This is a genomic window from Streptomyces sp. NBC_01224, assembly GCF_036002945.1.
GTDB lineage: Bacteria > Actinomycetota > Actinomycetes > Streptomycetales > Streptomycetaceae > Streptomyces.
In genome coordinates this window covers 8,016,006-8,040,409 of sequence record NZ_CP108529.1, presented here as the reverse complement: position 1 = coordinate 8,040,409, position 24,404 = coordinate 8,016,006, and the positions used below count along the sequence as shown (strand labels likewise).

General features: G+C 68.9%; 24 protein-coding genes and 1 pseudogene. 11 read left to right on the top strand and 14 right to left on the bottom strand.

What is annotated here, in order from left to right:
* Positions 1–46: 46 nt before the first annotated feature.
* Positions 47–1,336 (bottom strand): ABC transporter substrate-binding protein, encoded by a 1,290-nt coding sequence (locus OG609_RS36490; RefSeq protein WP_327278305.1) that lies wholly within the window; start codon positions 1,334–1,336, stop codon positions 47–49.
* A gap of 265 nt (positions 1,337–1,601) precedes the next feature.
* Here OG609_RS36490 and OG609_RS36485 point away from each other — a divergent pair, with 265 nt between their 5' ends.
* A complete protein-coding gene (locus tag OG609_RS36485; protein ID WP_327276734.1) occupies positions 1,602–3,632 on the top strand; it encodes an NPCBM/NEW2 domain-containing protein in 2,031 nt (676 codons plus the stop codon).
* A 118-nt stretch (positions 3,633–3,750) separates the two neighbouring features.
* On the opposite strand, the gene OG609_RS36480 is transcribed toward OG609_RS36485, so the two are convergent.
* Complete coding sequence (locus OG609_RS36480; RefSeq protein WP_327276733.1) at positions 3,751–4,698, bottom strand: ROK family protein; 948 nt, start codon at positions 4,696–4,698, stop codon at positions 3,751–3,753.
* Positions 4,699–4,877: 179 nt separating this feature from the next.
* Between OG609_RS36480 and OG609_RS36475 the strand changes: the two genes are divergently transcribed.
* Positions 4,878–5,906 carry a LacI family DNA-binding transcriptional regulator gene (locus tag OG609_RS36475; protein WP_327278304.1) on the top strand — a complete coding sequence of 343 codons (1,029 nt, stop codon included), beginning with the start codon at positions 4,878–4,880 and terminating at the stop codon, positions 5,904–5,906.
* A 51-nt stretch (positions 5,907–5,957) separates the two neighbouring features.
* Here OG609_RS36475 and OG609_RS36470 read toward each other — a convergent pair whose 3' ends face one another.
* The 5 genes from OG609_RS36470 to OG609_RS36450 all read right to left on the bottom strand — a co-directional run bounded on the left by OG609_RS36470 (position 5,958) and on the right by OG609_RS36450 (position 10,471).
* Positions 5,958–7,256 (bottom strand): DUF6986 family protein, encoded by a 1,299-nt coding sequence (locus OG609_RS36470; protein ID WP_327276732.1) that lies wholly within the window; start codon positions 7,254–7,256, stop codon positions 5,958–5,960.
* A 181-nt stretch (positions 7,257–7,437) separates the two neighbouring features.
* Positions 7,438–8,400, bottom strand: a complete 963-nt coding sequence (locus OG609_RS36465) for an electron transfer flavoprotein subunit alpha/FixB family protein (protein ID WP_327276731.1) — start codon at positions 8,398–8,400, stop codon at positions 7,438–7,440.
* Positions 8,401–8,454: 54 nt separating this feature from the next.
* Positions 8,455–9,240, bottom strand: coding sequence for an electron transfer flavoprotein subunit beta/FixA family protein (locus OG609_RS36460; RefSeq protein ID WP_327276730.1), 786 nt, complete (start codon positions 9,238–9,240; stop codon positions 8,455–8,457).
* Between the two features lie 201 nt (positions 9,241–9,441).
* Positions 9,442–9,948, bottom strand: coding sequence for a flavin reductase family protein (locus tag OG609_RS36455; RefSeq protein ID WP_093894813.1), 507 nt, complete (start codon positions 9,946–9,948; stop codon positions 9,442–9,444).
* 196 nt (positions 9,949–10,144) lie between these two features.
* Positions 10,145–10,471, bottom strand: coding sequence for a TlpA family protein disulfide reductase (locus OG609_RS36450; RefSeq protein WP_327276729.1), 327 nt, complete (start codon positions 10,469–10,471; stop codon positions 10,145–10,147).
* Between the two features lie 218 nt (positions 10,472–10,689).
* Between OG609_RS36450 and OG609_RS36445 the strand changes: the two genes are divergently transcribed.
* Entirely contained in the window at positions 10,690–11,412 is a 723-nt protein-coding gene (locus OG609_RS36445; RefSeq protein WP_327276728.1) for a lysophospholipid acyltransferase family protein, read from the top strand.
* Between the two features lie 121 nt (positions 11,413–11,533).
* On the opposite strand, the pseudogene OG609_RS36440 reads toward OG609_RS36445, so the two are convergent.
* The 5 genes and pseudogenes from OG609_RS36440 to OG609_RS36420 form a co-directional block, all read right to left on the bottom strand.
* Positions 11,534–11,993 (bottom strand): annotated as a pseudogene (locus OG609_RS36440) (B3/B4 domain-containing protein); the annotation flags it as partial.
* A gap of 32 nt (positions 11,994–12,025) precedes the next feature.
* Positions 12,026–12,625: a transglutaminase domain-containing protein gene (locus OG609_RS36435; protein ID WP_327276727.1), complete on the bottom strand. Its 600-nt coding sequence runs from the start codon at positions 12,623–12,625 to the stop codon at positions 12,026–12,028.
* Positions 12,626–12,700: 75 nt separating this feature from the next.
* Complete coding sequence (locus OG609_RS36430; protein ID WP_327276726.1) at positions 12,701–13,780, bottom strand: threonine aldolase family protein; 1,080 nt, start codon at positions 13,778–13,780, stop codon at positions 12,701–12,703.
* Positions 13,759–14,526: an SDR family NAD(P)-dependent oxidoreductase gene (locus OG609_RS36425; protein WP_093894808.1), complete on the bottom strand. Its 768-nt coding sequence runs from the start codon at positions 14,524–14,526 to the stop codon at positions 13,759–13,761. Before OG609_RS36425 ends, OG609_RS36430 begins: the two co-directional genes overlap by 22 nt.
* Positions 14,527–14,552: 26 nt before the next feature.
* Positions 14,553–15,950, bottom strand: a complete 1,398-nt coding sequence (locus OG609_RS36420; RefSeq protein ID WP_327276725.1) for a DUF6421 family protein — start codon at positions 15,948–15,950, stop codon at positions 14,553–14,555.
* 557 nt (positions 15,951–16,507) lie between these two features.
* On the opposite strand from OG609_RS36420, the gene OG609_RS36415 reads away from it, so the two are divergent.
* Positions 16,508–17,158, top strand: coding sequence for a glycerophosphodiester phosphodiesterase (locus OG609_RS36415; protein ID WP_327278303.1), 651 nt, complete (start codon positions 16,508–16,510; stop codon positions 17,156–17,158).
* A gap of 12 nt (positions 17,159–17,170) precedes the next feature.
* Here the strand turns inward: OG609_RS36415 and OG609_RS36410 are convergent, their stop codons facing one another.
* Positions 17,171–17,722 (bottom strand): GNAT family N-acetyltransferase, encoded by a 552-nt coding sequence (locus OG609_RS36410; protein ID WP_327276724.1) that lies wholly within the window; start codon positions 17,720–17,722, stop codon positions 17,171–17,173.
* Between the two features lie 78 nt (positions 17,723–17,800).
* Between OG609_RS36410 and OG609_RS36405 the strand changes: the two genes are divergently transcribed.
* The 6 genes from OG609_RS36405 (at position 17,801) to OG609_RS36380 (ending at position 21,898) form a co-directional block, all read left to right on the top strand.
* The gene (locus tag OG609_RS36405; RefSeq protein WP_327276723.1) at positions 17,801–18,187 is read left to right on the top strand and encodes a VOC family protein; all 387 of its coding nucleotides are present in this window, start codon (positions 17,801–17,803) and stop codon (positions 18,185–18,187) included.
* 396 nt (positions 18,188–18,583) lie between these two features.
* A complete protein-coding gene (locus OG609_RS36400; RefSeq protein WP_327276722.1) occupies positions 18,584–19,174 on the top strand; it encodes a DUF5134 domain-containing protein in 591 nt (196 codons plus the stop codon).
* A gap of 86 nt (positions 19,175–19,260) precedes the next feature.
* A complete protein-coding gene (locus OG609_RS36395) occupies positions 19,261–20,196 on the top strand; it encodes a M56 family metallopeptidase (protein ID WP_327276721.1) in 936 nt (311 codons plus the stop codon).
* A gap of 33 nt (positions 20,197–20,229) precedes the next feature.
* The gene (locus OG609_RS36390) at positions 20,230–20,928 is read left to right on the top strand and encodes a phosphatase PAP2 family protein (RefSeq protein ID WP_327276720.1); all 699 of its coding nucleotides are present in this window, start codon (positions 20,230–20,232) and stop codon (positions 20,926–20,928) included.
* A gap of 19 nt (positions 20,929–20,947) precedes the next feature.
* Positions 20,948–21,649, top strand: coding sequence for an HAD family hydrolase (locus OG609_RS36385; protein ID WP_327276719.1), 702 nt, complete (start codon positions 20,948–20,950; stop codon positions 21,647–21,649).
* Between the two features lie 69 nt (positions 21,650–21,718).
* Positions 21,719–21,898, top strand: coding sequence for a hypothetical protein (locus OG609_RS36380; RefSeq protein ID WP_093894798.1), 180 nt, complete (start codon positions 21,719–21,721; stop codon positions 21,896–21,898).
* Between the two features lie 108 nt (positions 21,899–22,006).
* On the opposite strand, the gene OG609_RS36375 is transcribed toward OG609_RS36380, so the two are convergent.
* Positions 22,007–23,497, bottom strand: a complete 1,491-nt coding sequence (locus OG609_RS36375) for an LVIVD repeat-containing protein (protein ID WP_327276718.1) — start codon at positions 23,495–23,497, stop codon at positions 22,007–22,009.
* Positions 23,498–23,655: 158 nt separating this feature from the next.
* Between OG609_RS36375 and OG609_RS36370 the strand changes: the two genes are divergently transcribed.
* The gene (locus OG609_RS36370; protein WP_327276717.1) at positions 23,656–24,342 is read left to right on the top strand and encodes a DUF305 domain-containing protein; all 687 of its coding nucleotides are present in this window, start codon (positions 23,656–23,658) and stop codon (positions 24,340–24,342) included.
* The last annotated feature ends 62 nt before the right edge of the window (positions 24,343–24,404 follow it).

The window sequence follows — 24,404 nt, the reverse complement described above, 5'->3', positions numbered from 1 at the left end:
GGTCGGTACTCCAGGTTCAGTCGGATTCCATCGGGGTCGTCCGGGGTCAGTCGGCGGCGAAGATGGTCTTCTTCTGCCGTTCGATGTCGTTGACCAGGCCGTCCACGTCGTTCGGGTTGCTGATGAACTTCTGGATCGCCGGGATCATGACCGTGGAGGAGAAGTCCGGCCGGGTGTCGCGGTCCAGGAACTGTGAGATCTGCTTCGCCCCGGAGACCAGTTCCACGGCCTTCTTCTGGAGCGGTGAGTACGCGGAGATGTCCGCCTGGTCGCTGACCGCGATGTTGTTCGGATCGCTCTTCAGGTAGATGTCCTCGGCCTTGCCGGTGGCCAGCCACTTGAGCAGGTCCTTGGCGCTCTCCAGGGTCTTCTTGTTCTTGAGGTTCTTCGACTTCTTCGCCAGCAGGAACCCGTCGATGGGTGCCTCGACCGCGTCCTGCCCGTGCTCCGGATTGATGACGGGGAAGGGGAAGAAGTCGATGTCGCCCTGTTCACCCTTGGGGAACTGTGCGCCCGGGTGCGGCAGGCCGAACACGGCCATGCCGGCCTCCTTCTTCTGGAGGCTGGTGGCGGCCTCCTGCCAGGTACGGCCGTTGGCGCCCTGCTGGCAGTACGGGAGGAGCCGGCGCCAGGTGTCGAAGACTTCCTTGACCCGCTTGTCGGTCCAGGCGACTTCACCCGCCATCAGGCTCTTGTGGAACTCATAGCCGTTGGTCCGCATGTTGATGTAGTCGAAGGTGCCCATGGCGGGCCAGCCGTCCTTGTCGCAGAAGGCGATGGGGTCCAGCTTGTCCTTCTGCATCTGCTTGGCGAGCGCCACGTACTCGTCGAGTGTCTTCGGTGCCTGATAGCCGCGCTCGTCGAACAGGCTCTTACGGTGGAAGACGGCCCACGGATAGTAGTAGTAGGGCGTGAGGTACTGCTTGCCGTCCGCGCCGGTGGACTGGGCTTTCAGCGCGGCCGAGAAGCCCTTGTAGTCCTGCCAGTTGTCACTGATGTCGTGCAGCAGGCCTTTCTCGGCGAAGAACTGCATCCGGTAGCCGGCGAACCACATGAAGACATCGTCCGGCTTGCCCTGCAGATACCGGTTGATGTTCTCCTGAAAGGTGTTGTGGTCGACCGTGTTGACCTTCACCTTCCGCCCGCCCGACTGCGCCTCGTACGCCGCGAAAGCTTCGGCGAAGGCCTTCTTCGGAATGGGGTCGGACGAATTCGAGCCCAGGGTGATCGTCTTGCCGTCACCGCCGGGGCCGCTCCCGCAGGCGGTGAGCAAGGAGGGGAGCGTCACGGCTCCCGCACCAACTGCCGCACCACGCAACAGACTCCGCCGGGACATCCGATGTCCTGCGACGCTGCCCGGCACACCTGACCTGTCGTAATCAGACTGCGTCATGCCCAACTCCTCTGGGATGCAACCCAACACAACCGAACGTGCGATTGGATCTCACCCCCAAGCGATGGTGCCGTCAAGGGTTTTGACGAGATGCCGAACAACCGATGTCGCTCCCCTTCCAACAGACTTCAACACGCTCTAACGTAATCGCACGCCTTGGCGTGCACATGCTGTGACCGATCCGGCACGAGTATGGAGGAACGTAACGATGCGTCATCTTCCAACCCGTACAACCCGAACCAGCCACCGCGGAGTCATCGGAGCGCTGCTGGCCGGACTGCTCTGCGCCGCGGGAGCGACCGTTCCCGCCGTCGCGGACTCACCCGCGCCCGCGCCCGCTCCGCAGGCCGGCAACGGCCTTGCGCTCACCCCTCCGATGGGGTTCAACAATTGGAACTCGACCCACTGTCGTGCCGAGTTCAACGAGGCGATGGTCAAGGGCATCGCCGACATCTTTGTCGAGAAGGGCCTCAAGGACGCGGGCTATCAGTACGTCAATCTCGACGACTGCTGGGCAAAGCCGCAGCGCAATGCGGACGGAAAGCTGGAGGCCGATCCGCAGCGCTTCCCGAACGGCATCAAGTCCGTCGCGGACTACGTCCACTCCAAGGGCCTGAAAATCGGCATCTACACCAGCGCCGGCACCAAGACCTGCGACAGCGTAGGACTTCCGGGCGCGCTCGGCCATGAGTACAGCGATGCGCAGCAGTTCGCGGACTGGGGTATCGACTACCTCAAGTACGACAACTGCAACAACCAGGGCGTCGATGCGAAACAGCGCTATACGACAATGCGGGACGCGCTGGCGGCAACCGGCCGCCCCATCGTCTACAGCATCTGTGAATGGGGCGAGAACAAGCCCTGGGAGTGGGCCGGCGAAATCGGCAACCTCTGGCGCACGACCGGCGACATCAACGACAGCTGGGGCAGCATGCTGTCGATCATGAAGCAGAATCTGCCCCTCGCCGCCGCAGCGGGCCCGGGGCACTGGAACGACCCCGACATGCTGGAGGTCGGCAACGGCGGCATGACGGACACGGAGTACCGCACCCACTTCTCCATGTGGTCCGTGATGGCGGCGCCACTGCTCATCGGCTCCGATCTGCGCAAGGCCGGCCCGGAGACCTTCGAGATCCTCTCCAACCACGAGGTCATCGCGGTCGATCAGGACCCGCTGGGCAAGCAGGGCACCGTGCTCTCCTTCACCGGCGGGCGCTGGGTCGTCACCAAGGAGATGCAGGACGGCAGCCGTGTCGTGGCCCTGTTCAACGAGACCGGCAGCGCACAGCACATCTCGACGACGGCCGAGGCGGCGGGGCTGCCGAAGGCCACCGCGTACACGATGCGTGACCTGTGGGAGCACACGACGTACAACACGGCGGGCAGCGTTTCGGCGACCGTCCCGGCGCACGGGACCGTACTGCTGCGCATCGCCGCCGACCCCAAGTGGGCCGCGCATCCGCCTGCCGTGGAACTCGGCCTGAACGGAAGCCCGTTGGTCGAAGCCGGGCGCACGGCCGCACTGACGACGACGGTGACCGACCTCGGCCGTACCCCTGCCACGAAGGTCTCCGCGGCGCTCACCGGCCCCTCGGGCTGGCAGGTGAAGGCGGCATCGCCGACCGGATCACCGGCTCTGCCGACCGGTCGGGCCCTCACCACCCGCTGGCAGGTGACTGCGCCTGCGGGCACAGCCACCGGTACGTACGATCTGACGCTCACCGCCCAGTACCGCTCACCGGCCGGGACACGGGTGAGGTCCACGGTCCCGTTCCAGGCCCATGTGGTGGTCGCGCCGCCTGCGGGCGCCGGCTACCTGAGCGATCTGCCCCAGCTCTCCGCCGCCAACGGCTGGGGCCCGGTCGAGAAGGACACCAGCAACGGCGAGAGCAAGGCGGGTGACGGGAATCCGCTCACCATCGGCGGCACGGTCTTCGCCAAGGGCCTCGGTGTGCATGCCGACAGCGCAGTCGAGTTCTACACCGGCAAGGCATGCAGCGCCGTGACGGCGCAGGTCGGGGTCGACGACGAGAAGGGCACCAAGGGAACGGTCGCCTTCGAGGTCTGGGCCGACGGTACGAAGGTGGCGTCGACCGGCGTACTGACCAATGCGATGCCCGCGCAGCCGCTCTTCGCGGATGTGAGCGGTGCGCAGGTGGTACGTCTGGTCGTCACCGACGGCGGGGACGGTGTCGATTCCGACCACGCGGACTGGGCGGACCTGCGGATCACCTGCTGACGCGAGAGCCGACGGGGCAGTCGCGGTCACGGCCATGTCGCGCCTTCGATCGCCGGACGGGGCCCCAGGACACCGGTCCTGCCCGTCCGGCGCTTCTCGCTCCGCCGGACAGCAGGCCCTAAACGGCCACCACCCCGTCCGAGTCCACCCGCACCGCCGCCGCCGCGCCCACCAACCCTGCGTCGGTGCCCATCACCGCCGGGGCCACCGTGAGCTGCTGCACGAAGGAGAGCGTGGCGTACTGCCGCAGGGCGCGGCGCAGCGGAGCGAAGAGGACGTCACCCGCTCCGGCCACTCCCCCGCCGATCACCGCGATGTCGATCTCGACGAGCGTGGCGGTGGCGGCGATTCCGGCGGCCAGCGCCTGAGCGGCGCGCTCGAACGAGGCGATGGCGACCTGGTCCCCGGCGCGCGCGGCGGCGGCCACGGCGGCGGCCGAGGCATCGCCGTCCGGTCCGGGCCGCCAGCCGGCCTCCAGCGCCCGGCGGGCGATGTTCGGTCCGCTGGCGATGCGCTCGACGCAGCCTCGCGAACCGCACGGGCACAGGTCACCGTCCAGGTCGACGCTGACGTGGCCGATGTGCCCGGCGTTGCCCGTGGGGCCGGGGTGCAGTTTTCCGCCAAGGACGAGTCCGCCGCCCACACCGGTCGACACGACCATGCACAGCGCGTTGTCGTAGCCGCGGGCCGCGCCCAGCCAGTGCTCGGCCGCCGTCATCGCGACGCCGTCGCCGACCAGTTCGACGGACAGTCCGCCGACCGCCTTACCGACCCGTTCCACCAGCGGGAAGTCGCGCCAGCCGGGGACATTGACGGGGCTGACCGTACCGGCCGAGGCGTCCACCGGGCCCGCACTGCCGATACCGACGGCCGTCGCCCGCTCCCACAGCGGCGATGCTGACAGCTCGGCCAGGACCTCCGTCACGGCCCCCATCACCGTCTCGGCGCTCTCCCGGGCGGGCGTCGGCCGCTGCGCCCGCACAAGGAGCGCGCCACTGCCGTCCACCAGCGCGCCGGCGATCTTGGTACCGCCGATGTCCAGCGCGGTGACGAGGTCGGTATGCATCGGTGTGGCTCCGTGAGTAGGTGGCGAGGACCTGCGGATTCGGTAAACAGTCTGCCCAGTCTCCATTCAGCTGACAACGTTGTCCAGGGCCTATGCTCGACGGCACAGCCTCCGGCCCCTCCGCGGCACCGCTCGCGGGCCCGCCGGACCGTCCGCACCCGACGACAGGACAGCGCACCGTGGCCGAGACCGCCCGTCACTCCGAGACCCGTTACGGCAACCGGCCGACCATGAAGGATGTGGCCGCCCGCGCCGGAGTGGGGCTCAAGACGGTCTCCCGTGTGGTCAACAGCGAGCCGGGTGTCACGCCCGACACCGAACGCCGGGTCCAGGAGGCCATCGAGGCGCTCGGCTTCCGCCGCAACGACAGCGCGCGCGTCCTGCGCAAGGGCCGCACCGCTTCCATCGGCCTGGTCCTGGAGGATCTCGCCGACCCGTTCTACGGACCTCTGAGCCGCGCGGTGGAGGAGGTCGCCCGGGCACACGGTGCCCTGCTCATCAACGGGTCGAGCGCCGAGGACCCGGAGCGCGAGCAGGAGCTCGTACTCGCCCTGTGTGCGCGCCGGGTGGACGGGCTCATCGTGATTCCGGCCGGCGACGACCACCGCTATCTGGAGCCGGAGATAAAGGCCGGCATCGCCACCGTCTTCGTGGACCGCCCGGCAGGCCGTATCGACGCCGACATGGTCCTGTCCGACAGCTTCGGCGGAGCCCGCGAGGGCGTCGCGCATCTGATCGCGCACGGCCACCGCCGGATCGGCTTCATCGGCGACCAGCCGCGCATCCACACCGCCACCGAGCGACTGCGCGGCTACCACGCGGCCATGGCGGACGCCGGGACAACGGTCGAGGACTCGTGGGTCTCCCTCGGCTCGACCGACCCCGACCGGGTCCGGGCCGCCGCCGAGCAGATGCTCTCCGGCCCCGAGCCCGTCACTGCGCTGTTCGCGGGCAACAACCGGGTGACGGTGACGGCGGTACGTGTCCTCGCGGAGCAGGAACGCCAGGTCGCCCTGGTCGGCTTCGACGACATCGAACTGGCCGACCTGCTCGGCATCACCGTCATCTCCCAGGACGCCGCCGCCGTCGGCCGCACCGCCGCCGAGCACCTCTTCCGCCGTCTGGACGGCGCGGACCACGCTCCGGCCCGCGTGGAGCTCCCCACGACGCTCATCCAGCGCGGCTCGGGCGAACTGCCGCCCGCCTGAGCCGCCGCACCGCCACGGTCACCGGGAGACGGCGGCCGGCGCGAGCACCCGTTACGGCGCGGTCACCGTGAGCCCGCCCCGCCGCGGCGAGGCGAATGCGTCCAGGTCGGCGCGCGTCAGCCCGGTCAGCCGGGCGACCTCGGCGGTGTCCAGGGCGCCGCAGTCGATGCCGCGCAGGAGGTACCCGCTGAGCGCCTTGGCGGTGGCGGGTTCGTCCATGACGTCGCCGCCGGCCCTGGCCACATACGCGGCGAGGCGGGCGGCGGCCTGCTCCAGGCCCTCGCGGTAGAAGGTGTAGACGGCTGCGTAACGGGTCGGCAGGTGGCCCGGATGCATGTCCCAGCCCTGGTAGTAGGCGCGGGCCAGGGCACGGCGGGTGAGGCCGTAGTGGAGCCGCCAGGCCTCGTGGACCTGGTGGGTGGGGCCGACCGGGAGGACGTTGGTGGAGCCGTCGCAGACCCGTACGCCGGTGCCTGCGGCGGCGACCTGCATGACGGCCTTGGCGTGGTCGGCGGCCGGGTGGTCGCCGGCCTGGTAGGCGGGGCTGACGCCGACGCAGGCGCTGTAGTCGAAAGTGCCGTAGTGCAGACCGGTGGCGCGGCCCTGCGCGGCGTCGATCATGCGAGCCACGGCGGCGGTGCCGTCGGCGGCGAGGATGGACTGGCTGGTCTCGATCTGGATCTCGAAGCCGAGGCGGCCCGTCGGCAGCCCGTGCGCCTGCTCGAACGCATCGAGGAGCCGGACGAAGGCGGTGACCTGCTCGGGGTACGTCACCTTGGGGAGGGTGAGGACAAGCCCGTCGGGGAGGCCGCCCGCCTGCATCAGACCGGTGAGGAAGATGTCCGTGGTGCGGATACCGCGGTCGCGTACGGCTGCCTCCATGCACTTCATCCGGATGCCCATGTACGGGGCCGCCGTGCCGTTCCCGTACGCCTCCGAGACCAGCCGGGCGGCGCGGGCGGCGGCCTCGTCCTCCTCGGCATCGGGGCGGGGGCCGTAGCCGTCCTCGAAGTCGATGCGCAGGTCTTCGACGGGCTCGCGCTCCAGCTTGGCGCGCACCCGGTCGTGGACGGGTACGGCGAGCTCGTCAGGAATGCCGAGGACGGCGGCGAACGAGGCCGCGTCGGGGGCATGCTCGTCCAGGGCCTTCAGCGCCTGGTCGCCCCAGGAGCGGATGGTGCCGGAGGTGAACGTGTCGCCGGGGACGTAGACCGTGTGGACCGGCTGGCGCGTCCCCGGGTCGCCCGGGTAGCGGCGGGCGAGCTCGGCGTCGACCGCGGTGAGGGAGGCGCTGATCTCCTCGCTGACCGCACCGGCGAGGCTCGTCGCCACCTTCTCCTGCTGACCCATTTCCACACCCTCCACAGTCACGCTGTTTCCGCTTCCCGGAATCAACAATCCGTATAGTGAAGTTATAAGGCCGCCGGATCTGCGTCAATGGTGATCGGAAACGCTCCGGGGCCGCGCGGTGAGTTCACACCACGCGGCCCCGGACCGTCGGAAAAGAAGGGGGGTGCGGCTGGGCGGCGGGTCAGCCCTTGCGGGACTTGACCTCGTCGGTGAGCTGGGGGACGACCTGGAAGAGGTCGCCGACGACGCCGTAGTCGACGAGGTCGAAGATGGGGGCCTCGGCGTCCTTGTTGATCGCGACGATCGTCTTGGACGTCTGCATGCCGGCGCGGTGCTGGATCGCGCCGGAGATGCCGGAGGCGATGTACAGCTGCGGGGAGACGGACTTGCCGGTCTGGCCGACCTGGCTGGAGTGCGGGTACCAGCCGGCGTCGACCGCGGCACGCGAGGCGCCGACGGCCGCGCCGAGCGAGTCGGCCAGCGCCTCGATGACCGCGAAGTTCTCCGCACCGTTGACGCCACGGCCGCCGGAGACGACGATCGCGGCCTCGGTCAGCTCCGGACGGCCCGTCGACTCGCGCGGCGTGCGGGACAGCACCTTCGTGCCGGTGGCCTGCGCGGAGAACGACACCGCCAGGGTCTCGACCGCGCCCGCCGCCGGAGCGGCCTCGACCGGAGCCGAGTTCGGCTTGACCGTGATGACCGGGGTCCCCCTGGAGACACGGGACTTGGTGGTGAACGACGCGGCGAACGCGGACTGCGTGGCGACAGGACCCTGCTCACCGGCCTCCAGGTCGACGGCGTCGGTGATGACGCCCGACCCGATCCGGACCGCGAGACGGGCCGCGATCTCCTTGCCCTCCGCGGAGGACGGGACCAGCACCGCCACCGGAGACAGGGCGGCATGGGCGGCCTGCAGCGCGTCGACCTTCGGCACGACCAGATAGTCGGCGAACTCCGGCGCATCAGCGGTCAGAACCCTCACCGCACCGTGCTCCGCCAGCACCCCCGCGGTACCGGCGGCACCCTTGCCGAGCGCCACCGCGACCGGCTCACCGACACGACGCGCCAGCGTCAAAAGCTCCAGGGTCGGCTTGCGGACGGCACCGTCCACGTGATCGACATAAACGAGAACTTCAGCCATGGGACTTCAATCTCCTGCGAGTAGCGAAGAAACTACGGGGGACAAACAGGGGGGTCAGATGAACTTCTGGCCGGCCAGGAACTCGGCCAGCTGCCTGCCGCCCTCACCCTCGTCCTTGACGATCGTGCCCGCCGTACGGGCCGGACGCTGCGCCACGGAATCCACCACGGTCCAGGCACCCGCCAGACCGACCTCGCCCGCCTCGATCTCCAGGTCCTCCAGGTCCAGCGACTGAACCGGCTTCTTCTTCGCCGCCATGATCCCCTTGAACGACGGGTAACGCGCCTCACCCGACTGGTCCGTCACCGACACCACCGCCGGCAACGACGCCTCCAGCCGCTCCGAGGCCGTGTCGCCGTCCCGGCGGCCCGTCACCGTGCCACCCTCGACCGACACCTCCGACAACAGCGTCACCTGCGGGACACCCAGACGCTCCGCCAGCACCGCCGGCAGCACACCCATCGTGCCGTCCGTCGACGCCATGCCACAGATCACCAGGTCGTAACCCGTCTTCTCGATCGCCTTCGCCAGCACCAGCGACGTGCCCATCACATCACTGCCGTGCAGATCGTCGTCCTCGACGTGAACAGCCTTGTCCGCACCCATCGACAGCGCCTTGCGCAACGCATCCTTGGCATCCTCCGGACCCACCGTCAGCACAGTGATCTCCGCACCGTCCGCACCGTCCGCGATCTGCAGCGCCTGCTCCACCGCGTACTCGTCGAGCTCCGACAGCAGACCGTCGACATCCTCACGGTCCAGCGTCAGGTCATCGGCGAAGTGCCGGTCGCCGGTGGCGTCGGGCACGTACTTCACACAGACAACGATCCTCAAGCTCACGCCGGCTCTCCTACTGCATCGTCATTTCTGGGCTGCCTTGTTGCACGCAGCATAGGCGCCCGATGGGGCGGTTTCCGGTCGGGGCGACCGACGCTCCGAAGGAAATATTACTAGCCAGTACACCCAGCGTTTTACCCATGAGCAAGCGCTTGGAACTGTGATCTGGCCAACGTGCGGCGCCCTTGTGCCGCTTGGGAGTTCTCAGTCCCGCAGAGCGGTGAAACGGCCCTGGTGATACAGAAGCGGGCGACCGCCTCCGGCCGGGTCGCCGACCACGGCCTCCGCGATCACGATCCGGTGGTCCCCCGCCGGAACCCGGGCCACCACGCGGCAGACCAGCCACGCCAGCACACCGTCGAGCACCGGCACACCTTCGGGCCCACTGCGCCAATAGGTGGACGGGCCGAACCGGTCGGCGCCGCTGCGGGCAAAGGTGGCGGCCAGCTCCTGCTGGTGCTCACCGAGTATGTGGACGCCGATGTGTTCGGCCTCGGCCACGACCGGCCAACTGGAGGACGAGGTTCCCACACCGAAGGAGATCAGCGGCGGCTCGGCGGCGACGGAGTTGAGAGAGGTCGCGGTGAAGCCGACCGGCCGGTCACCTGCGGCGGTGATCACTGCCACACCGGCGGCGTGCTGCCGGAAGACCGAGCGGAGGAGTTCGGGGGATGCCGTGCGGGAGGTGCCGAGCTCGGGCGAAGCCGTCATGGAGGTGTCCTTCTGCGGAGGAGGCGTACGGGGCCGTGGTTGCTCAGGCACCCGGACAGCGCGCACTCGCGTTTCGGGCGAGATCCACATGGACCCGCCCGTAGAGAAGGAGTTCTGGCGGCATAGCGTCAGACTGACGATGCGTGGTGGGGGCAGTCAAGAGCGTTCCGCAATGTGGGAGATGCATCACGGTCCGTCACATCGCCCGTCCCAGTGCAGCGACGACGTCGACGGTGCGCGGCTGCCCGACGGCCCGGCGGACGATCCGGCCGGTGGCGTCGAGGATCAGCACGGTCGGTGTCCGGCTGATCTCCAGCTCGCGCACGAGAGTGAGATGCGCCTCGGCGTCGATCTCGACATGGACGACGCCGTCCACCATTCGCGCCACCTCGACGAGGGTGCGGCGGGTGGCCCGGCAGGGCTGACAGAACGCACTGGAGAACTGCACAAGGGTTGCCCGCTCCCCCAATTCCGCGCCGAGTTGGGCCGCGTCCAGCGTTCCCGCCCGTGTCTGCCCATCCACCTTCGGCCTCCTGTCAGAGCTCTTCGCAAGGGGTCAGCGCCACCGGGTACCAAGACATTCCCGGCGGTCCCACGTGACGAGAATCTCGCGGCCCACGCCCTCGGAGACTGGCCACCGCGTCGCGCATGGGGCACGATCGGCGCAATGCCGCAAACCTACGGCTGCGTAACTTCCGCCGGGAGAACCCTCCTCAGGCGCTGAAGAAGGGTCTTCTCCAGATGGCAGAACTCGTCTATCGGCCGGTCATCGGCGCCGCTCGCACGTTTTTCAAGGCGCTTGACCTGAAGATCGACACTCAGGGTTCCGAGCACATCCCGAAGACCGGTGGCGCGGTACTGGTCAGCAACCACATCAGCTATCTGGACTTCATCTTCACCGGGCTCGCGGCGCTGCCGCAGAAGCGTCTCGTCCGCTTCATGGCGAAGGAATCGGTCTTCCGGCACACGGTCTCGGGCCCGTTGATGCGCGGCATGAAGCACATCCCCGTCGACCGCAAGCAGGGCGAGGACGCATATGCGCACGCCCTTGCCTCGCTGCGTTCCGGCGAGATCGTCGGCGTGTTCCCCGAGGCCACGATCTCGGAGTCGTTCACGCTGAAGAGCTTCAAGTCCGGCGCCGCCCGGCTGGCCCAGGAGGCCGGCGTGCCGCTGATCCCGATGGCGCTGTGGGGGACGCAGCGATTGTGGACCAAGGGCCGGCCGCGCAATTTCAAGCGCAACCACATTCCGGTGACGATCCGGGTCGGCGAGCCGGTGGAGGCACCCACCGACCAGTACGCGGGCGCGATCACCCGGCGGCTGCGGGAGCGGGCCCAAGAGCTCCTCGAAGCGGCTCAGCGCGCCTATCCCGTGCGCCCGAAGGACGCGAGCGACACCTGGTGGGTGCCCTCGCACCTCGGCGGTACCGCTCCGACGCCCGCCGAGGTGCGCGAGAAGAGCTGACGCGGCCGGCTCACGGTCACGACCGAAAGATCACTCCGCAGTGCCGACGGTGATCCGCACCCCGGGGCTCAGCCTCTCCAGCCCTTCGGAGAGTTCGGCGCCTGCGGCTTCGAGTTTCGGGCTCGGGATGCTCCACGGCCTCCTCGCCGCCCGCGACGGTGGCGAAAGGTTTCCTGGCCGGTGGAACGTACGAGCTGCATGGTGCCGTTGATGCGGTCGGTGTCCTCGCCGCCGACCGGAATCAAATGGGCGACGCTGATGGCGTTGTAGAGGTCGACCAGGAGATTGATGCGCGGCAGCCCGGCGGCAGTGAGCGCGCGCCGGGCCAGAGCTTCGGCGGAGTTGCGGGTACGGGACGGCTTGGCGCCGAAGGCGGTGTAGGCGTCGCGCCAGGCGGCAAGGTGGGGGTCCTCGTGCGGGGCCCGGCCGTCGAGCCGCTCGGCCGGGCGGCGGTCGCCTCGGTCCAGCAGGGCCGAGCTGTCGTCGTTGCTGGGGCCGTTGACCGGGCCGCGCGCTTCGACGGCGAGGTGACTGAAGCCGGGGGCGAGGGTACGTACGTCGTCGGAGACGGCGAAAGCCAGGGCCGTCGGCTGCCTCGCCTCGGGACGGGATCTCAGAGCGCAGTGGGGAGAGTGCGCCACAGCTGGGGGCGGTCCTCGGCGGACCGGAGGCCGCGCAGTACCGCCGGATGTGGTGCCGCATAGAGTACTGGATAGTCCACTTCATTGAACTCCGGGCGGATGGGCCATGCCAGCCGCTCCTCGTCGAGCGAGAAGTGGGCGTCGACGCCCGGCTTGTTGCCCCGGGGGTCCTGACGGTCCCAGCGGTCGCGACCGGGCAGCCGAACCGCGATCAGCCCGTGCACGGGGCCCGGATCCCCGTTCTGCTCGCCGAGCCCCTGGTAGCAGAGGGCGGTCGGGATGCCCGCCGCACGGAGGAGGGCGGCCAGAGCGTGGGACTTGGCGTGGCAGATACCGTTGCGCGTCGCGAGGACGTCGGAGGCGCGCCAGGCGACCCGCATGTCGCCCGAATCGGCGGAGTGCGGAATGGTGTCACGCACGAAGGCGTAGGCGGCGGCCGCATATGTGTATGCGTCGGTGGTATTACTGCGGAGACCGGCGACCGTATCCTGTACCAGCGAATGCTCGTGATCGATGGCCTCATCGGCGGCGAGGTAGGCGGAAAGTTCCGGTACTTGCTGGATCAGCTCCATGGCCGCCGAACATAGGTAAGCGGTCGACCGGATGTCAATACTTTTCCGATCGACCGCATACCTATTCAGTTATGGCTACTTCGCCATCTCTTCCTTCAGAGCAAGGACGAATGCGTCGACATCATCCTCCGTGGTGTCGAAGGAGCACATCCAGCGCACATCACCGGCGGCCTCGTCCCAGAAGTAGAAGCGGAAGCGCTTCTGGAGCCGCTCGCTGACCTCGTGCGGCAGCCGGGCGAAGACGGCATTGGCCTGGACGGGGTGGAGGATCTCCACGCCGTCCACCGCACGCACGCCCTCCGCGAGCCGCTGGGCCATGGCGTTGGCGTGCCGGGCGTTGCGCAGCCAGAGGTCTCCGGCGAGCAGTGCCTCCAGCTGTACGGAGACGAAGCGCATCTTCGAGGCGAGCTGCATCGACAGCTTGCGCAGGTGCTTCATGGCACGGACGGCGTCCGGGTTCAGGACGACCACGGCCTCGCCGAAGATCGCCCCGTTCTTCGTGCCGCCGAAGGAGAGGACGTCGACGCCGACGGTATTGGTGAACGTACGCATCGGTACGTCCAGCGAAGCCGCGGCGTTGGCTATCCGGGCCCCGTCCAGGTGGACCTTCATGCCGTGGCCGTGCGCGTGATCGCAGATCGCGCGGATCTCGTCGGGTGTGTAGACCGTGCCCAGTTCGGTGTTCTGGGTGATCGACACGACCTGCGGCATGGCGCGGTGCTCGTCGTCCCAGCCGTACGCCTGCCGGTCGATGAGCTCCGGCGTGAGCTTGCCGTTCGGCGTGGGCACGGTGAGCAGCTTGAGGCCGCCCACCCGCTCCGGGGCGCCGCCCTCGTCGACGTTGATGTGAGCGGACTCGGCGCAGATCACCGCGCCCCAGCGGTCGGTCATCGCCTGGAGGGAGACGACGTTGGCGCCGGTTCCGTTGAAGACCGGAAAGGCTTCGGCGGTCGGGCCGAAGTGACTGTGCATGACGCGCTGGAGATGCTCGGTGTAGTCGTCCTCGCCGTAGGCGATCTGGTGACCGCCGTTGGCAAGGGCGATGGCCGCGAGGATCTCCGGGTGCGTGCCGGCGTAGTTGTCACTGGCGAAGCCGCGTACCTGCGGGTCGTGGTGGCGTCGCGCGTCGGTCCTTACGGTTGTGGGGTCAGCCACAGGCGCTTTCCGTTCACTTCCGGGGCGGGCCGGTCCCAGACGCCGGCGATGGCATCGGCCAGCTCCTTGACGTCGGTGAAGCCCGCGAATTTCGCATTGGGGCGCTCGGCGCGCATCGCGTCGTGCACCAGTGCCTTGACGATCAGGATCGCAGCCGCGGTCCTGGGCCCTTCGTCGCCCCCCGCTTTACGGAAGGAGTCCGCGAGCGCGAGCGTCCAGGCCTCGGCCGCCGCCTTCGACGCGGCATAGGCCGCGTTTCCCGCGGTGGGCTTGCTCGCCCCGGCCGCGCTGATCAGCACATAGCGACCCCGGTCGCTGCGCTGCAGGCCCTCCTGGAAGGCCAGCGAGGTGTGCTGGACCGTGCGGATCAGCAGCTTCTCGAGCAGGTTCCAGTCGGCGAGGTCGGTCTCGGCGAAGGTGGCGCTGCCGCGCCAGCCGCCGACGAGGTGGACCAGGCCGTCGATCCGGCCGAATTCCTTCTCCGTCTTGTCCGCCCATTCGCGGGCGGCAGCGAGGTCCAGCAGGTCGACGGTGTCACCGGTGACCGTGGCTCCGCCGTGGGCGTAGCGGGCGGCGTCGACCGCCTCGGCCAGGCGGGTGGCATCGGCGTCGGAGGCGACGACGGTCGCACCGGCCTCGGCGAGCCTCAGCAGGGTGGCCCGGCCGGCCGGGCCCGCGGCCCCGGCGACCGCGACCACGGCGCCTTCGAGAGCACCACTCCCGTTGCCCTTGCCGTTTCCGTTCATGGCCACCGCCTCCTTATGCCCGGCGCTCACGCGGCTGCCCGCTCGGCATCCGCGGCGGTGATCCCCTTGGTCGAGGCAATCACGTTCTTCAGCTTCTTGGAGAGTGCCTCATAGAACATGCTCAGGGGAAACTCGTCCGGAAGCACGTCGTCGACGAGCTTCCGCGGCGGCTGGGAAAGATCCAGCGCGTCCGGGCCCTTGGCCCAGCGGGAGCCCGGGTGCGGGGCGAGGTAGGTCGAGACCAGGTCGTACGCGGCGAACCAGTGGACAAGCTTGGGGCGGTCGATGCCGTCGCGGTAGAGCTTCTCGATCTCGGTGCAGAGCTGATTGGTGACCTGCGGGGCACGGTCCCAGTCGATCCTCAGCTTGTTGTCGGTCCAGCGGATCACGTCGTGCTTGTGGAGGTACGCGAAGAGCAGCTGGCCGCCGAGGCCGTCGTAGTTGCGGACGCGCTCGCCGGTGACGGGAAAGCGGAACATCCGGTCGAACAGCACGGCGTACTGCACATCGCGGCCCTGCGGGAAGCCGTCGGCCTCCAGCTTCACGGCCTCCTTGAAGGCGGTGAGGTCGCAGCGCAGCTCTTCGAGCCCGTACATCCAGAACGGCTGGCGCTGCTTGATCATGAAGGGGTCGAACGGCAGGTCGCCGTGGCTGTGCGTCCGGTCGTGGACCATGTCCCAGAGCACGAAGGCCTGCTCGCAGCGCTGCTGGTCACCGATCATCTCGTGGATGTCGTCGGGCAGCTCGACGCCGAGCAGATCGACCGACGCCTCGGTGACACGGCGGAAGCGGGCGGCCTCGCGGTCACAGAAGATTCCGCCCCAGCTGAAGCGCTCGGGGGCCTCGCGCACGGCGACGGTCTCCGGGAAGAGCACGGCGGAGTTGGTGTCGTATCCCGAGGTGAAGCCCTCGAAGGTGATGCCGCAGAACAACGGGTTGTCGTAGCGGGTGGCTTCGAGCTCGGCCAGCCACTCGGGCCAGACCATCCGCAGCACGACCGCTTCGAGGTTGCGGTCCGGGTTGCCGTTCTGTGTGTACATCGCGAAGACGACCAGGTGCTGGAGCCCGTCGGTGCGGCCCTTGGCCGGCTGGAAGGCGAGCAGCGAGTCGAGGAAGTCCGGCACGCCGAAGCCGTCCGTGGCCCAGCGACGCAGGTCCACGAGAAGGGCACGGTGGTAGGCGTCGTCATGCGGAAGCAGCGGGGAGAGCTCCTCGATCGCGACGATCACGCGATCCAGCGTCGCCCGGGCAGCCGCCCGGGACGGCGCGCCCTCGGCGTCGAAGTCGATGGAACCGTCCTTCGACTGCCAGGGGCGGATCTCCTCCACGGCATTCTTGAGCGCGGGCCAGGCGGGGTGATCGACCACCCGCCGGTCCGTAGGTATGTCACCTGCGGCAACGTCGTGCACAAGAATTTCCGTCATAACTCTTCCTCCACAGGAGAACCTCGCGTCAAGCAACCGTATCCATCCGCGGTTCCTTCGGACAAGTGGGGCTCAGAAAATTATCCTGCCGACCCCCCATGGTCACCGCGATTCTTCCTGCATTGAACCTTCCCTGCGAACGCTTCCGTCGGCCGGACCCCTCGCGGAGACTGCCGCTCCGCCCGGCCTCGCACACATGAGCGGTCAGACCATGCAGGGCGCGCCCACGCATGAGTGACACAGCTCGCCCGGCACGGCCGTCTGCCGGTAGGACGGACGGCATCCGCCCTTCGCGCCACCTCTGGAGATCCGCCGCGTGAGTATCCGTGCCGTTCTTGTCGCAGCCGTCATCACCGGGTTTCTGCTCGGTGCCGCCGACGTCCAGGGACACGGCGCCACTCCCCCTCGTCCGAGCGGTTCTCTCTCGGGGGTGGGCCATTAGGCTGCCGAATTGCCGTAATGCCGTAGCGCCTCGTGGGTAGGAGCCGCACGCGGGAAGACGCCGTCGACGGAAGCGAGTTGCCTTGTCTTTTCTCACCATCGGTCATCGCGGAGTGATGGGTGTCGAGCCGGAGAACACCCTGCGGTCGTTCGTCCATGCGGAGCAGGCCGGGATGGACGCCATCGAACTGGACCTTCATCTGAGCAAGGACGGCGCGCTGGCCGTCATGCACGACGCCGACGTGGACCGTACGACGGACGGCAGCGGTCCGATCGCTGAGAAGACCCTGTCGGAGCTGCGCGAACTCGATGCCGGGCAGGGCGAGCGCGTGCCGGTCTTCGAGGAGGTGCTCGACGCCGTACGGTCCCCCGTTCAGGCGGAGATCAAAGATGTGGCCGCGGCCCGCGCCCTGGCAGAAGTGATGCTGCGACGCGGTCTCGTCGACCGGGTCGAGGTGTCGTCGTTCCACGACGAGGCGGTCGCCGAGATCGCCCAACTGGTGCCGGGGGTTCGGACCGTACTCATCGCGAGCCGCTGGCGCAGCGATGTGGTGGACCGGGCGAAGGCGGTGGGCGCGGCGACGCTGGCACTGAACATCCGCCGCCTCACCCTGGAGGTGGTCGAGCAGGCGCACGCCGATGGGCTGAAGGTCATCGGCTGGGTGGTGAACACCCAGGACCATCTGCGGCTGGTACGCGCCCTGCGACTGGACGGCGCGACCACCGACTACCCGGAGATCCGCCGCGCCGGCCGCTTCACCGCCTGATCGCCTGCCCGGTCAGACCAGGTCCTTGATCAGCAGCTCGAACGCGAGATCGTCGCGCTGCGGAAGGCCGAAGCGATCGTCGCCGTACGGGAACGGGCTGAGCTTTCCCGTACGGCGGTAGCCGCGGCGCTCGTACCAGGCGATCAGCTCCTCGCGCACCGAGATCACGGTCATGTGCATCTCGGTCACCCCCCAGCTCTCCCGGACGGTGCGCTCGGCCTCGGCGATGATCACCTTGCCGAGGCCGGCTCCCTGCAGCTCGGGACGGACCGCGAACATCCCGAAGTAGGCGGCGTCACCGCGGTGTTCGAGCTGGCAGCAGGCGATGAGCGCACCGTCGCGCTCCACCACGAGCAGTCGGCTGCCGGGCGCTTCGACGACCTCGCGGACACCGTCCGGGTCGGTCCGCTGCCCCTGCAGGATGTCCGCCTCGGTGGTCCATCCGGCCCGGCTGGAGTCCCCGCGGTACGCCGACTCGATCAGCGTCACGAGTGCGGGCACATCGGCGTCAGCCGCGTCGCGGAAGGTCAGCTGTCCCGAGTCCTGGGCAGGGGCTATGTCCATGGTGATTGCTCTCCGTTTCTCTGCTGTGGCCGTGCCGAAGCAGCGTATCCCGCGCGTTCCGGACCTAGAGTTTGACGCATGGTTCACGTGCTGAGCAGCCGGATCCTGTTGCGTCCGGCCGATCCCGAGCGGTCACGGATCTTCTACGGCCAGTCCCTCGGGCTGCCCGTCTACCGGGAGTTCGGCACGGGCCCCGAGCGGGGCACGGTCTATTTCCTCGGCGGCGGCTTCCTGGAGGTCTCCGGGCGCGCCACCGCACCTCCGGTGCCCGGCCTCGAACTGTGGCTGCAGGTCGCGGACGTCCGGGCGGCGCACGAGGAGGTGTCGGCCCGTGGCGTCGAGGTGCTGCGGCCGCCGGTGCGCGAGCCATGGGGGCTCGTCGAGATGTGGATCCGCGATCCGGACGGGCACAGGATCGTCGTGGTGGAAGTACCGGAGGACCATCCACTGCGCTACCGCCCGTAGAAGTGCCGGTGCGCCGTCAGTGCGCGGCGCGGCTTCCCTGGGCGCAGTCGACGAGCACGGGCAGGGCTTTGTCCAGACTGCCGTCGTGGTCCGCGAACGCGAGGCGCGGGTGGTGGCGGAAGCCGTCCACTGCAAAGAACCCGGGGCCGGAAACGATCAGTAAGCCGCGCGGCGGGTCGGCTGGGCGGTGGCGGTGGCGGTGGCGGTGGCGTCGGGATCTCCGCCCAGAGAGCGGAGCCTCCGGCGGGCTGTTCCCATCGCCGGGCGGGAGCACACGGCACGACAGGGAACACCCCCTCCGCGCGCTCCCCGTGTACCTCAGTGCGCCGCGTACGACGGCCTGGGCCCGGGCATCGACTAAGAGGGACCGACGTCGTACGTCCAGGGGGGTGCGCTGTGCATGGACCGGCGATGTCCGGCTGGCTGCTGATGGTGTTGTGCGGGGTGACGGGCGCGTACTGCCTGCTGCGCACGCGCAGAGAGACCGGGGAGGGGCGCAGGACGGCGCGTGCGGAGGCTTTGATGGGCTTCGGCATGGCCGCCATGGCCGTGCCGGCCGCCGTCGTGACACCACCTGTGTGGGGGTGGATGGTGTACGCGGTGCTGTTCGGTGCGGCCTCGTTGCGCGCGCTGTGGTTCTCCCGGCGCAGCACGCACCATCTGCACCATCTGGTCGGGTCGTCGGCGATGGTCTACATGGCGGTGGCGATGGCACCGGGCGGTGGAGGGGCGCACGGCGAGCACGGCGGACACACGGGCCATGATGTCGCGGTGACGGCCGGGGGCATACCTCTGCTGACCGGACTGCTGCTGGCCTACTACGCGGTGTATGTGCTGCGTTCGGGAGCCCGGTTGATACCGGTGGCCACCCCGGCGGGGAGCGGTGGCGGGCCGGTCGGGGGCGGCTGGGGTGCCTGGCCCGAGCTGGCTCTCGCCTGTCGGCTGACCATGGGGATAGCCATGTTCGCAATGCTGCTCACTCTGTGAGACAGGGGGCAGGCCAAACCGTGGCGTGCATCACTTGCCGTGCGCAGCCATACCCGCGGCTGCCGCACCGCTCATAGGCTGACGCCATGTTGGTCTCCCTCGCGCTGCTGCTGCTCGGTGCACTGGCCGCCGTCGTGACCCCACGTCTGATGGCGCGGGCGGATTGGCCGGAGCGCGAGCCCGTCGTTGCGCTGTGGGTCTGGCAGTGCGTGGTGGCCGGGGTGCTCCTCTCCTTCGCGCTCTCCATGACGTTCAGTGCGGCCGCGGCCTGGCAGGCGGTGCGCGGACATGTGTTCGCACCGGCGCCGCGTGCCGTGGTGGAGGCGTATGCACTGGGCGGGCACGGGCGGTGGTCTGCGGCCATGGCCGTGCTGCTGGCGCTCGGAGGGGTGTGGACCGCGGCGATGCTGACCCGGGAAATCCACCGGGCCCAGGTGCGTCGCAGGCGACGGCGTACCGAATTGCTGGTGCGTTCCCCGCTGATGCCCGGCGAGGAGCCTGGCAGCGGTCGGCTCGTCGTGCTGGAGGGAGAGCGTCCGGATGCCTGGTGGCTACCGGGATCCGCTCCTCAACTGGTCATCACCACGGCGGCACTTGGCCGCCTGAAAGGCCGTCAGCTGGATGCGGTGCTGGCCCACGAGCAGGGACACGCGAGGGCCCGGCACGACTGGCTGCTGCACTGTTCCGGCGCACTCGCGATCGGGTTCCCGCAGGTGCCGGTGTTCGCGGCCTTCCGCGACGAGATGCACCGGCTGGTCGAACTGGCCGCGGACGATGTGGCGTCCAGGCGCTTCGGACGGCTGACGATCGCTCTGGCCCTGGTGGAACTCAACGAGGACCGTGGCGTGTTCGGCCCGTGCCCGGCGCCGGACGCTCAGCTGCCGCTGCGGGTGAACCGGCTGCTGACCCCGGTGGAGCGGCTCACCGCGGGTCGTCGGCTCCGGCTGACCGCGGCGGCCGCCCTGGTACCGGTGGTTCCGCTTCTGGTGGCATTCATTCCGGGACTCAGCGCACTGGGATAGCCGGGTGTGCGGATCGTCCGCGAAGATCACCCCATGCCATCCCCGCCACTCGCCCCACAGGCCCGCACCCGTTCCGGCGTCACGCCTTTCGGCACAGCCGTGGTCTGCGCCTCTGCAGCCCTGGTCCTGCTGATCCTGGTCGCCGTACGCTGGTCGCCGCTCATGACGCTGGACCGTACGGTCGCGGACGCCCTGCACCGAAGGGCGGTCACCGAACCCGGGCTCGTCCACGCGAACCGGATCCTGACCGACTGGGTGTGGGATCCATGGACCATGCGCGCCCTGATCGCGGTGGCCGTGGTGGTGCTGTGGTGGCGCGGGGCGCGGGCGCTCGCGGTGTGGGTGGCAGTGACGAGCGGGCTGTCGACTCTCCTGCAACAAGGCCTGAAGGCCGCGGTCGGCCGGGAGCGGCCGCACTGGCCGGACCCGGTGGATTCCGCCCACTACGCGGCGTTTCCCTCCGGTCACGCGATGACGGCGACGGTGACCTGCGGTCTGCTGCTCTGGCTGCTGCGACGGCACGGTACGGAACCCCGGATGTGGCGGACGGCGCTGGTGGCGGCATGGGTCTCGGTGGTCGGGGTGGGCGTCACCCGGCTCTACCTGGGGGTGCACTGGATGAGCGATGTCCTGGGCGGCTGGCTGCTGGGGGCGGCCCTGGTCGGGTTCTCCGTCGCCGGGTTCGCCAGGTACGAGGGGCGCAGCAGCCCGGCCTTGCCGCGGCGCCCCTGAACCGGGAAGGATCGCGTCCATGCAGATCAAGGGTGTGCTCTTCGACTTCTCCGGGACCCTCTTCCGTGTCGAATCGGTCCGGTCCTGGTTGCGTGCGGTCCTCGCCGAGCGGGAGGTGACGGTGGGAGCGGCCGACTTCGAACGGTACGCGCGGGCGCTCGAGGCCGCCGGGGCGTTGCCGGGCGGCCCGCCTCCCCAGCACGTTCCTGCCCGCCTCGCCTCCGTGTGGGCCACCCGCGACGAGAGCGCGGAACTCCACCGGGAGGCGTACACGGGACTGGCCCGGCAGGTGGCCCTGCCGGATCCGGGGCTGTACGACGCGCTGTACGAGCGGCACAGATCACCTGCCGCTTGGCAGCCCTACCCGGACGCGGCGGAGGTGCTCGGTGCACTGCGCGACAGCGGCACCCGTATCGGTGTAGTCAGCAACATCGGCTGGGACCTGCGGCCGGTCTTCCGGGCACACGGCCTGGACGCCCTGATAGACGCCTACGTCCTGTCGTACGAGCACGGCGTCCAGAAGCCGGACACACAGCTCTTCCACACGGCCTGCACACTTATCGGGCAGGACCCGACGGATGTGGTGATGGTCGGCGACGACCGGCTCGCGGACGGCGGGGCGGCGGCGCTGGGCTGTGACGTGCGCTTTGTGCAGCATCTCCCGGTGGAGGAGCGGCCGGATGGGCTGCGGATGCTGGGACTGACGCCGGGCGTTGCCTGAGAGACATGTGAGAGATGTCCCTGACGCCCAATGGGTCGGATTGTCACATCGGGGCCTTAGCCTGTATGCATGTCCCGTTCTCCGTGCTCCTCCGATTCCGTGCGTACTGCCGCCGTGGTGAACAAAGAGATCCGTGACCTGTGGCAGCGCTCCGGCGGCTGCCTGTCCCCGGAGGACGAGGAGCAGTATCAGAGGCTGCTCGTGGAATGGGCCGCGGCGACCGGCGGGAGCGCCAGGACGGCCGCCTGACGCAGGCGTCGGTTGCGGCGTCCCGCCGGGCGAGGGATCCGCCCGGCGGGACGCGCTCGGTGCGCGGTGGAGCCGGATGGCGTCGGCCGATCGGATGAACCGGCCGGATCAGCGGTCGAAGTAGTCCGGCTGCGTCTGAACATTGAGCTCGTCCAGCCGCACCCGCTTCGCCGGGTCGGTCCGCCGGTCGTCGAGCTTCAGGACGTCGAAGCCCTTGGCGATGTCGTTGGAGTAGATGTAGCCGTTGTAGTAGTACGCCGACCAGGGGCCGGCCGTGGTGACCGCGTCCGTGCTGACGGGGCCGCGCTCGAAGTAGCCGATCTCCTTCGGCTTCGAGGAGTCGGTGAAGTCCCACACCGAGACCCCGCCCTGGTACCAGGCCTGGACCATCAGGTCGCGGCCCTTGACCGGGATGATCGAACCGTTGTGGGCGACGCAGACCTCCGTGTCGGCCTGCGGACGGTCGATCTTGAAGTAGCTGCGGAAGACCAGCTTGCGGTGGTCTCCCTTGCCGACGATGTCGTAGATGCCGTCGGCGCCGCGCTTGGGGCCGATCTCCTCGTTGCAGGTGGCTGCGCCACCGCCGCCGAGTTCATCGGTGAAGACGACCTTGTCGGCCTTCTGGTTGAACGTCGCGGAGTGCCAGAACGCGAAGTTCACGTTGTCCTGCACCCGGTCGATGATCCTCGGGTTCTCCGGGTCCTTGATGGAGAACAGCAGACCGTCGCCCATGCAGGCACCGGCAGCCAGGTCCTTCGAGGGCAGCACCGTGATGTCGTGGCAGCCGGTCGTCTTGGAGACGCCCGGGTTGGTGGGGGCGCCCGGGTTGCCACCGTCCGGGAAGAGCACCGGGAAGTTCACGACCGCGGCCTTCTCGGGTGCGTTGCGCGGCACCTTGATGACGGAGATCCCGTCGTGCGGCGGCTGGCAGTCCGGGAACGTCTCGCTCGGCGAGTACGAGGAGACGTAGACGTAGACGTTCTTGCGTTCGGGGACCAGCGTGTGGGTGTGCGATCCACAGGCGGTCTCGACAGCGGCGACGTACTTCGGGTTGCGCTTGTCGCTGATGTCGAAGACCTTCATGCCCTCCCAGGAGGACTTCTCCGTGGCGGGCTGGGTGGTGCTGGTGCAGGAGTTGTCGCTGCGCGAGGAGTCGGTGGACAGGAAGAGCAGGTTTCCCGAGACCGAGACGTCGTTCTGCGATCCGGGGCACAGAACCTGGGCGACCGTCTTCGGGGACTTCGGATTGCTGATGTCGTAGATCCGGAAGCCGTCGTAGTTTCCTGCGAAGGCGTACTTCCCCTGGAAGGCCAGGTCCGTGTTCAGTCCCTTGAGCGCGTCCTTCGGGACATTGGCCAGATGGGTGATGTTGCTGCTGTGGACGATCTCGTCCACGCCGGGTATCTCGCCGCTGCTGATGGCGGCCGCGGCTTCGGCCTCCTGGGCGGCGGAGACATCGGTACGGGCGGTGGCCGTATCGCCGGGGTCGGGCGTTGCGGCCGCGGGGCCGGCCGTCAGCAGCGTGGCCAGCAGCCCGGCGGCTGCCACGGCCACACCCAGACGTCTGCGCCGCGCCGGGCTCGTGTGCAACGAAATCACTGCGTCCTCCCATGCATCCGTACGTAGTTGAACGGTTCACGGACACCGGCAGTATCGTCCTCCTCACGGGTATCCCAACAGATGGCAACAGAGACGTAATGAAAGTTTCTGATCGCTGTCGTGCGGAAGCGTGTTAGGACGGTTCGCAACCGCCCCATATGGCAATGGAGGTCCACTTGTTGATCCGCCGTCGGACCATGTGTGTACGCAGATCTGTTCTCGCCGTGGCCGTCATGTCCGCCGTTCTCGCCCTGGGTGCATGTGATGAGGGAGGCGGTGACAACCGTACGAAGGCGCAGGCAGGCGGGGGGTCTTCGGTTGTGGCGCCCGGGAAACCGGGAGAGCCCGCGCGGACCTTGTCCGCCGAGGAGGCCGCGAAGGCCGCCGGGGACGACACCCCCAACTCGGCCGACTTCCGATATGTGCAGATGATGATCCAACACCACGCCCAGGCGCTGGAGTTGACCGGCCTCGTCCCCACCCGCTCCGACTCCACCGCGGTCAAGCGGCTCGCCGAGCGCATCACCGCAGGCCAGAAGCCGGAGATCGGTGCCATGGAGGGGTGGCTCACACACAATGGCGGAGAGAAGCGCAGGAGCGGCCACGATCACTCGGCGATGCCCGGAATGGCGACCCCGGCGCAGCTGGATCAGCTGCGGACGGCGGACGGCGCGGCCTTCGACAAGCTCTTCCTGAAGTTGATGACCACACACCATCAGGGAGCGATCACGATGGCGACGGACGTGCTCTCGCAGGGGAACAATGTGCAGGTCGAGGAGATGGCCGGGGACGTCGTCGCCCAGCAGACGGTGGAGATCGACAGAATGCGCGCGATGTCGTCCTGACGGCTCCCGGGCGCGCCTCTCCCCTGCCCCGGCCACCGGTGCCATGCTGGAGTCATCCTGCG

Bases quoted from the DNA above. Each gene is read 5' to 3' on its own strand.
- OG609_RS36490 (WP_327278305.1), bottom strand. From the start codon at position 1,336: ATGTCCCGGCGGAGTCTGTTGCGTGGTGCGGCAGTTGGTGCGGGAGCC.
- OG609_RS36485 (WP_327276734.1), top strand. From the start codon at position 1,602: ATGCGTCATCTTCCAACCCGTACAACCCGAACCAGCCACCGCGGAGTC.
- OG609_RS36480 (WP_327276733.1), bottom strand. From the start codon at position 4,698: ATGCATACCGACCTCGTCACCGCGCTGGACATCGGCGGTACCAAGATC.
- OG609_RS36470 (WP_327276732.1), bottom strand. From the start codon at position 7,256: ATGGGTCAGCAGGAGAAGGTGGCGACGAGCCTCGCCGGTGCGGTCAGC.
- OG609_RS36465 (WP_327276731.1), bottom strand. From the start codon at position 8,400: ATGGCTGAAGTTCTCGTTTATGTCGATCACGTGGACGGTGCCGTCCGC.
- OG609_RS36455 (WP_093894813.1), bottom strand. From the start codon at position 9,948: ATGACGGCTTCGCCCGAGCTCGGCACCTCCCGCACGGCATCCCCCGAA.
- OG609_RS36445 (WP_327276728.1), top strand. From the start codon at position 10,690: ATGGCAGAACTCGTCTATCGGCCGGTCATCGGCGCCGCTCGCACGTTT.
- OG609_RS36435 (WP_327276727.1), bottom strand. From the start codon at position 12,625: ATGGAGCTGATCCAGCAAGTACCGGAACTTTCCGCCTACCTCGCCGCC.
- OG609_RS36425 (WP_093894808.1), bottom strand. From the start codon at position 14,526: ATGAACGGAAACGGCAAGGGCAACGGGAGTGGTGCTCTCGAAGGCGCC.
- OG609_RS36420 (WP_327276725.1), bottom strand. From the start codon at position 15,950: ATGACGGAAATTCTTGTGCACGACGTTGCCGCAGGTGACATACCTACG.
- OG609_RS36415 (WP_327278303.1), top strand. From the start codon at position 16,508: ATGGGTGTCGAGCCGGAGAACACCCTGCGGTCGTTCGTCCATGCGGAG.
- OG609_RS36410 (WP_327276724.1), bottom strand. From the start codon at position 17,722: ATGGACATAGCCCCTGCCCAGGACTCGGGACAGCTGACCTTCCGCGAC.
- OG609_RS36405 (WP_327276723.1), top strand. From the start codon at position 17,801: ATGGTTCACGTGCTGAGCAGCCGGATCCTGTTGCGTCCGGCCGATCCC.
- OG609_RS36395 (WP_327276721.1), top strand. From the start codon at position 19,261: ATGTTGGTCTCCCTCGCGCTGCTGCTGCTCGGTGCACTGGCCGCCGTC.
- OG609_RS36390 (WP_327276720.1), top strand. From the start codon at position 20,230: ATGCCATCCCCGCCACTCGCCCCACAGGCCCGCACCCGTTCCGGCGTC.
- OG609_RS36385 (WP_327276719.1), top strand. From the start codon at position 20,948: ATGCAGATCAAGGGTGTGCTCTTCGACTTCTCCGGGACCCTCTTCCGT.
- OG609_RS36380 (WP_093894798.1), top strand. From the start codon at position 21,719: ATGTCCCGTTCTCCGTGCTCCTCCGATTCCGTGCGTACTGCCGCCGTG.
- OG609_RS36370 (WP_327276717.1), top strand. From the start codon at position 23,656: ATGGCAATGGAGGTCCACTTGTTGATCCGCCGTCGGACCATGTGTGTA.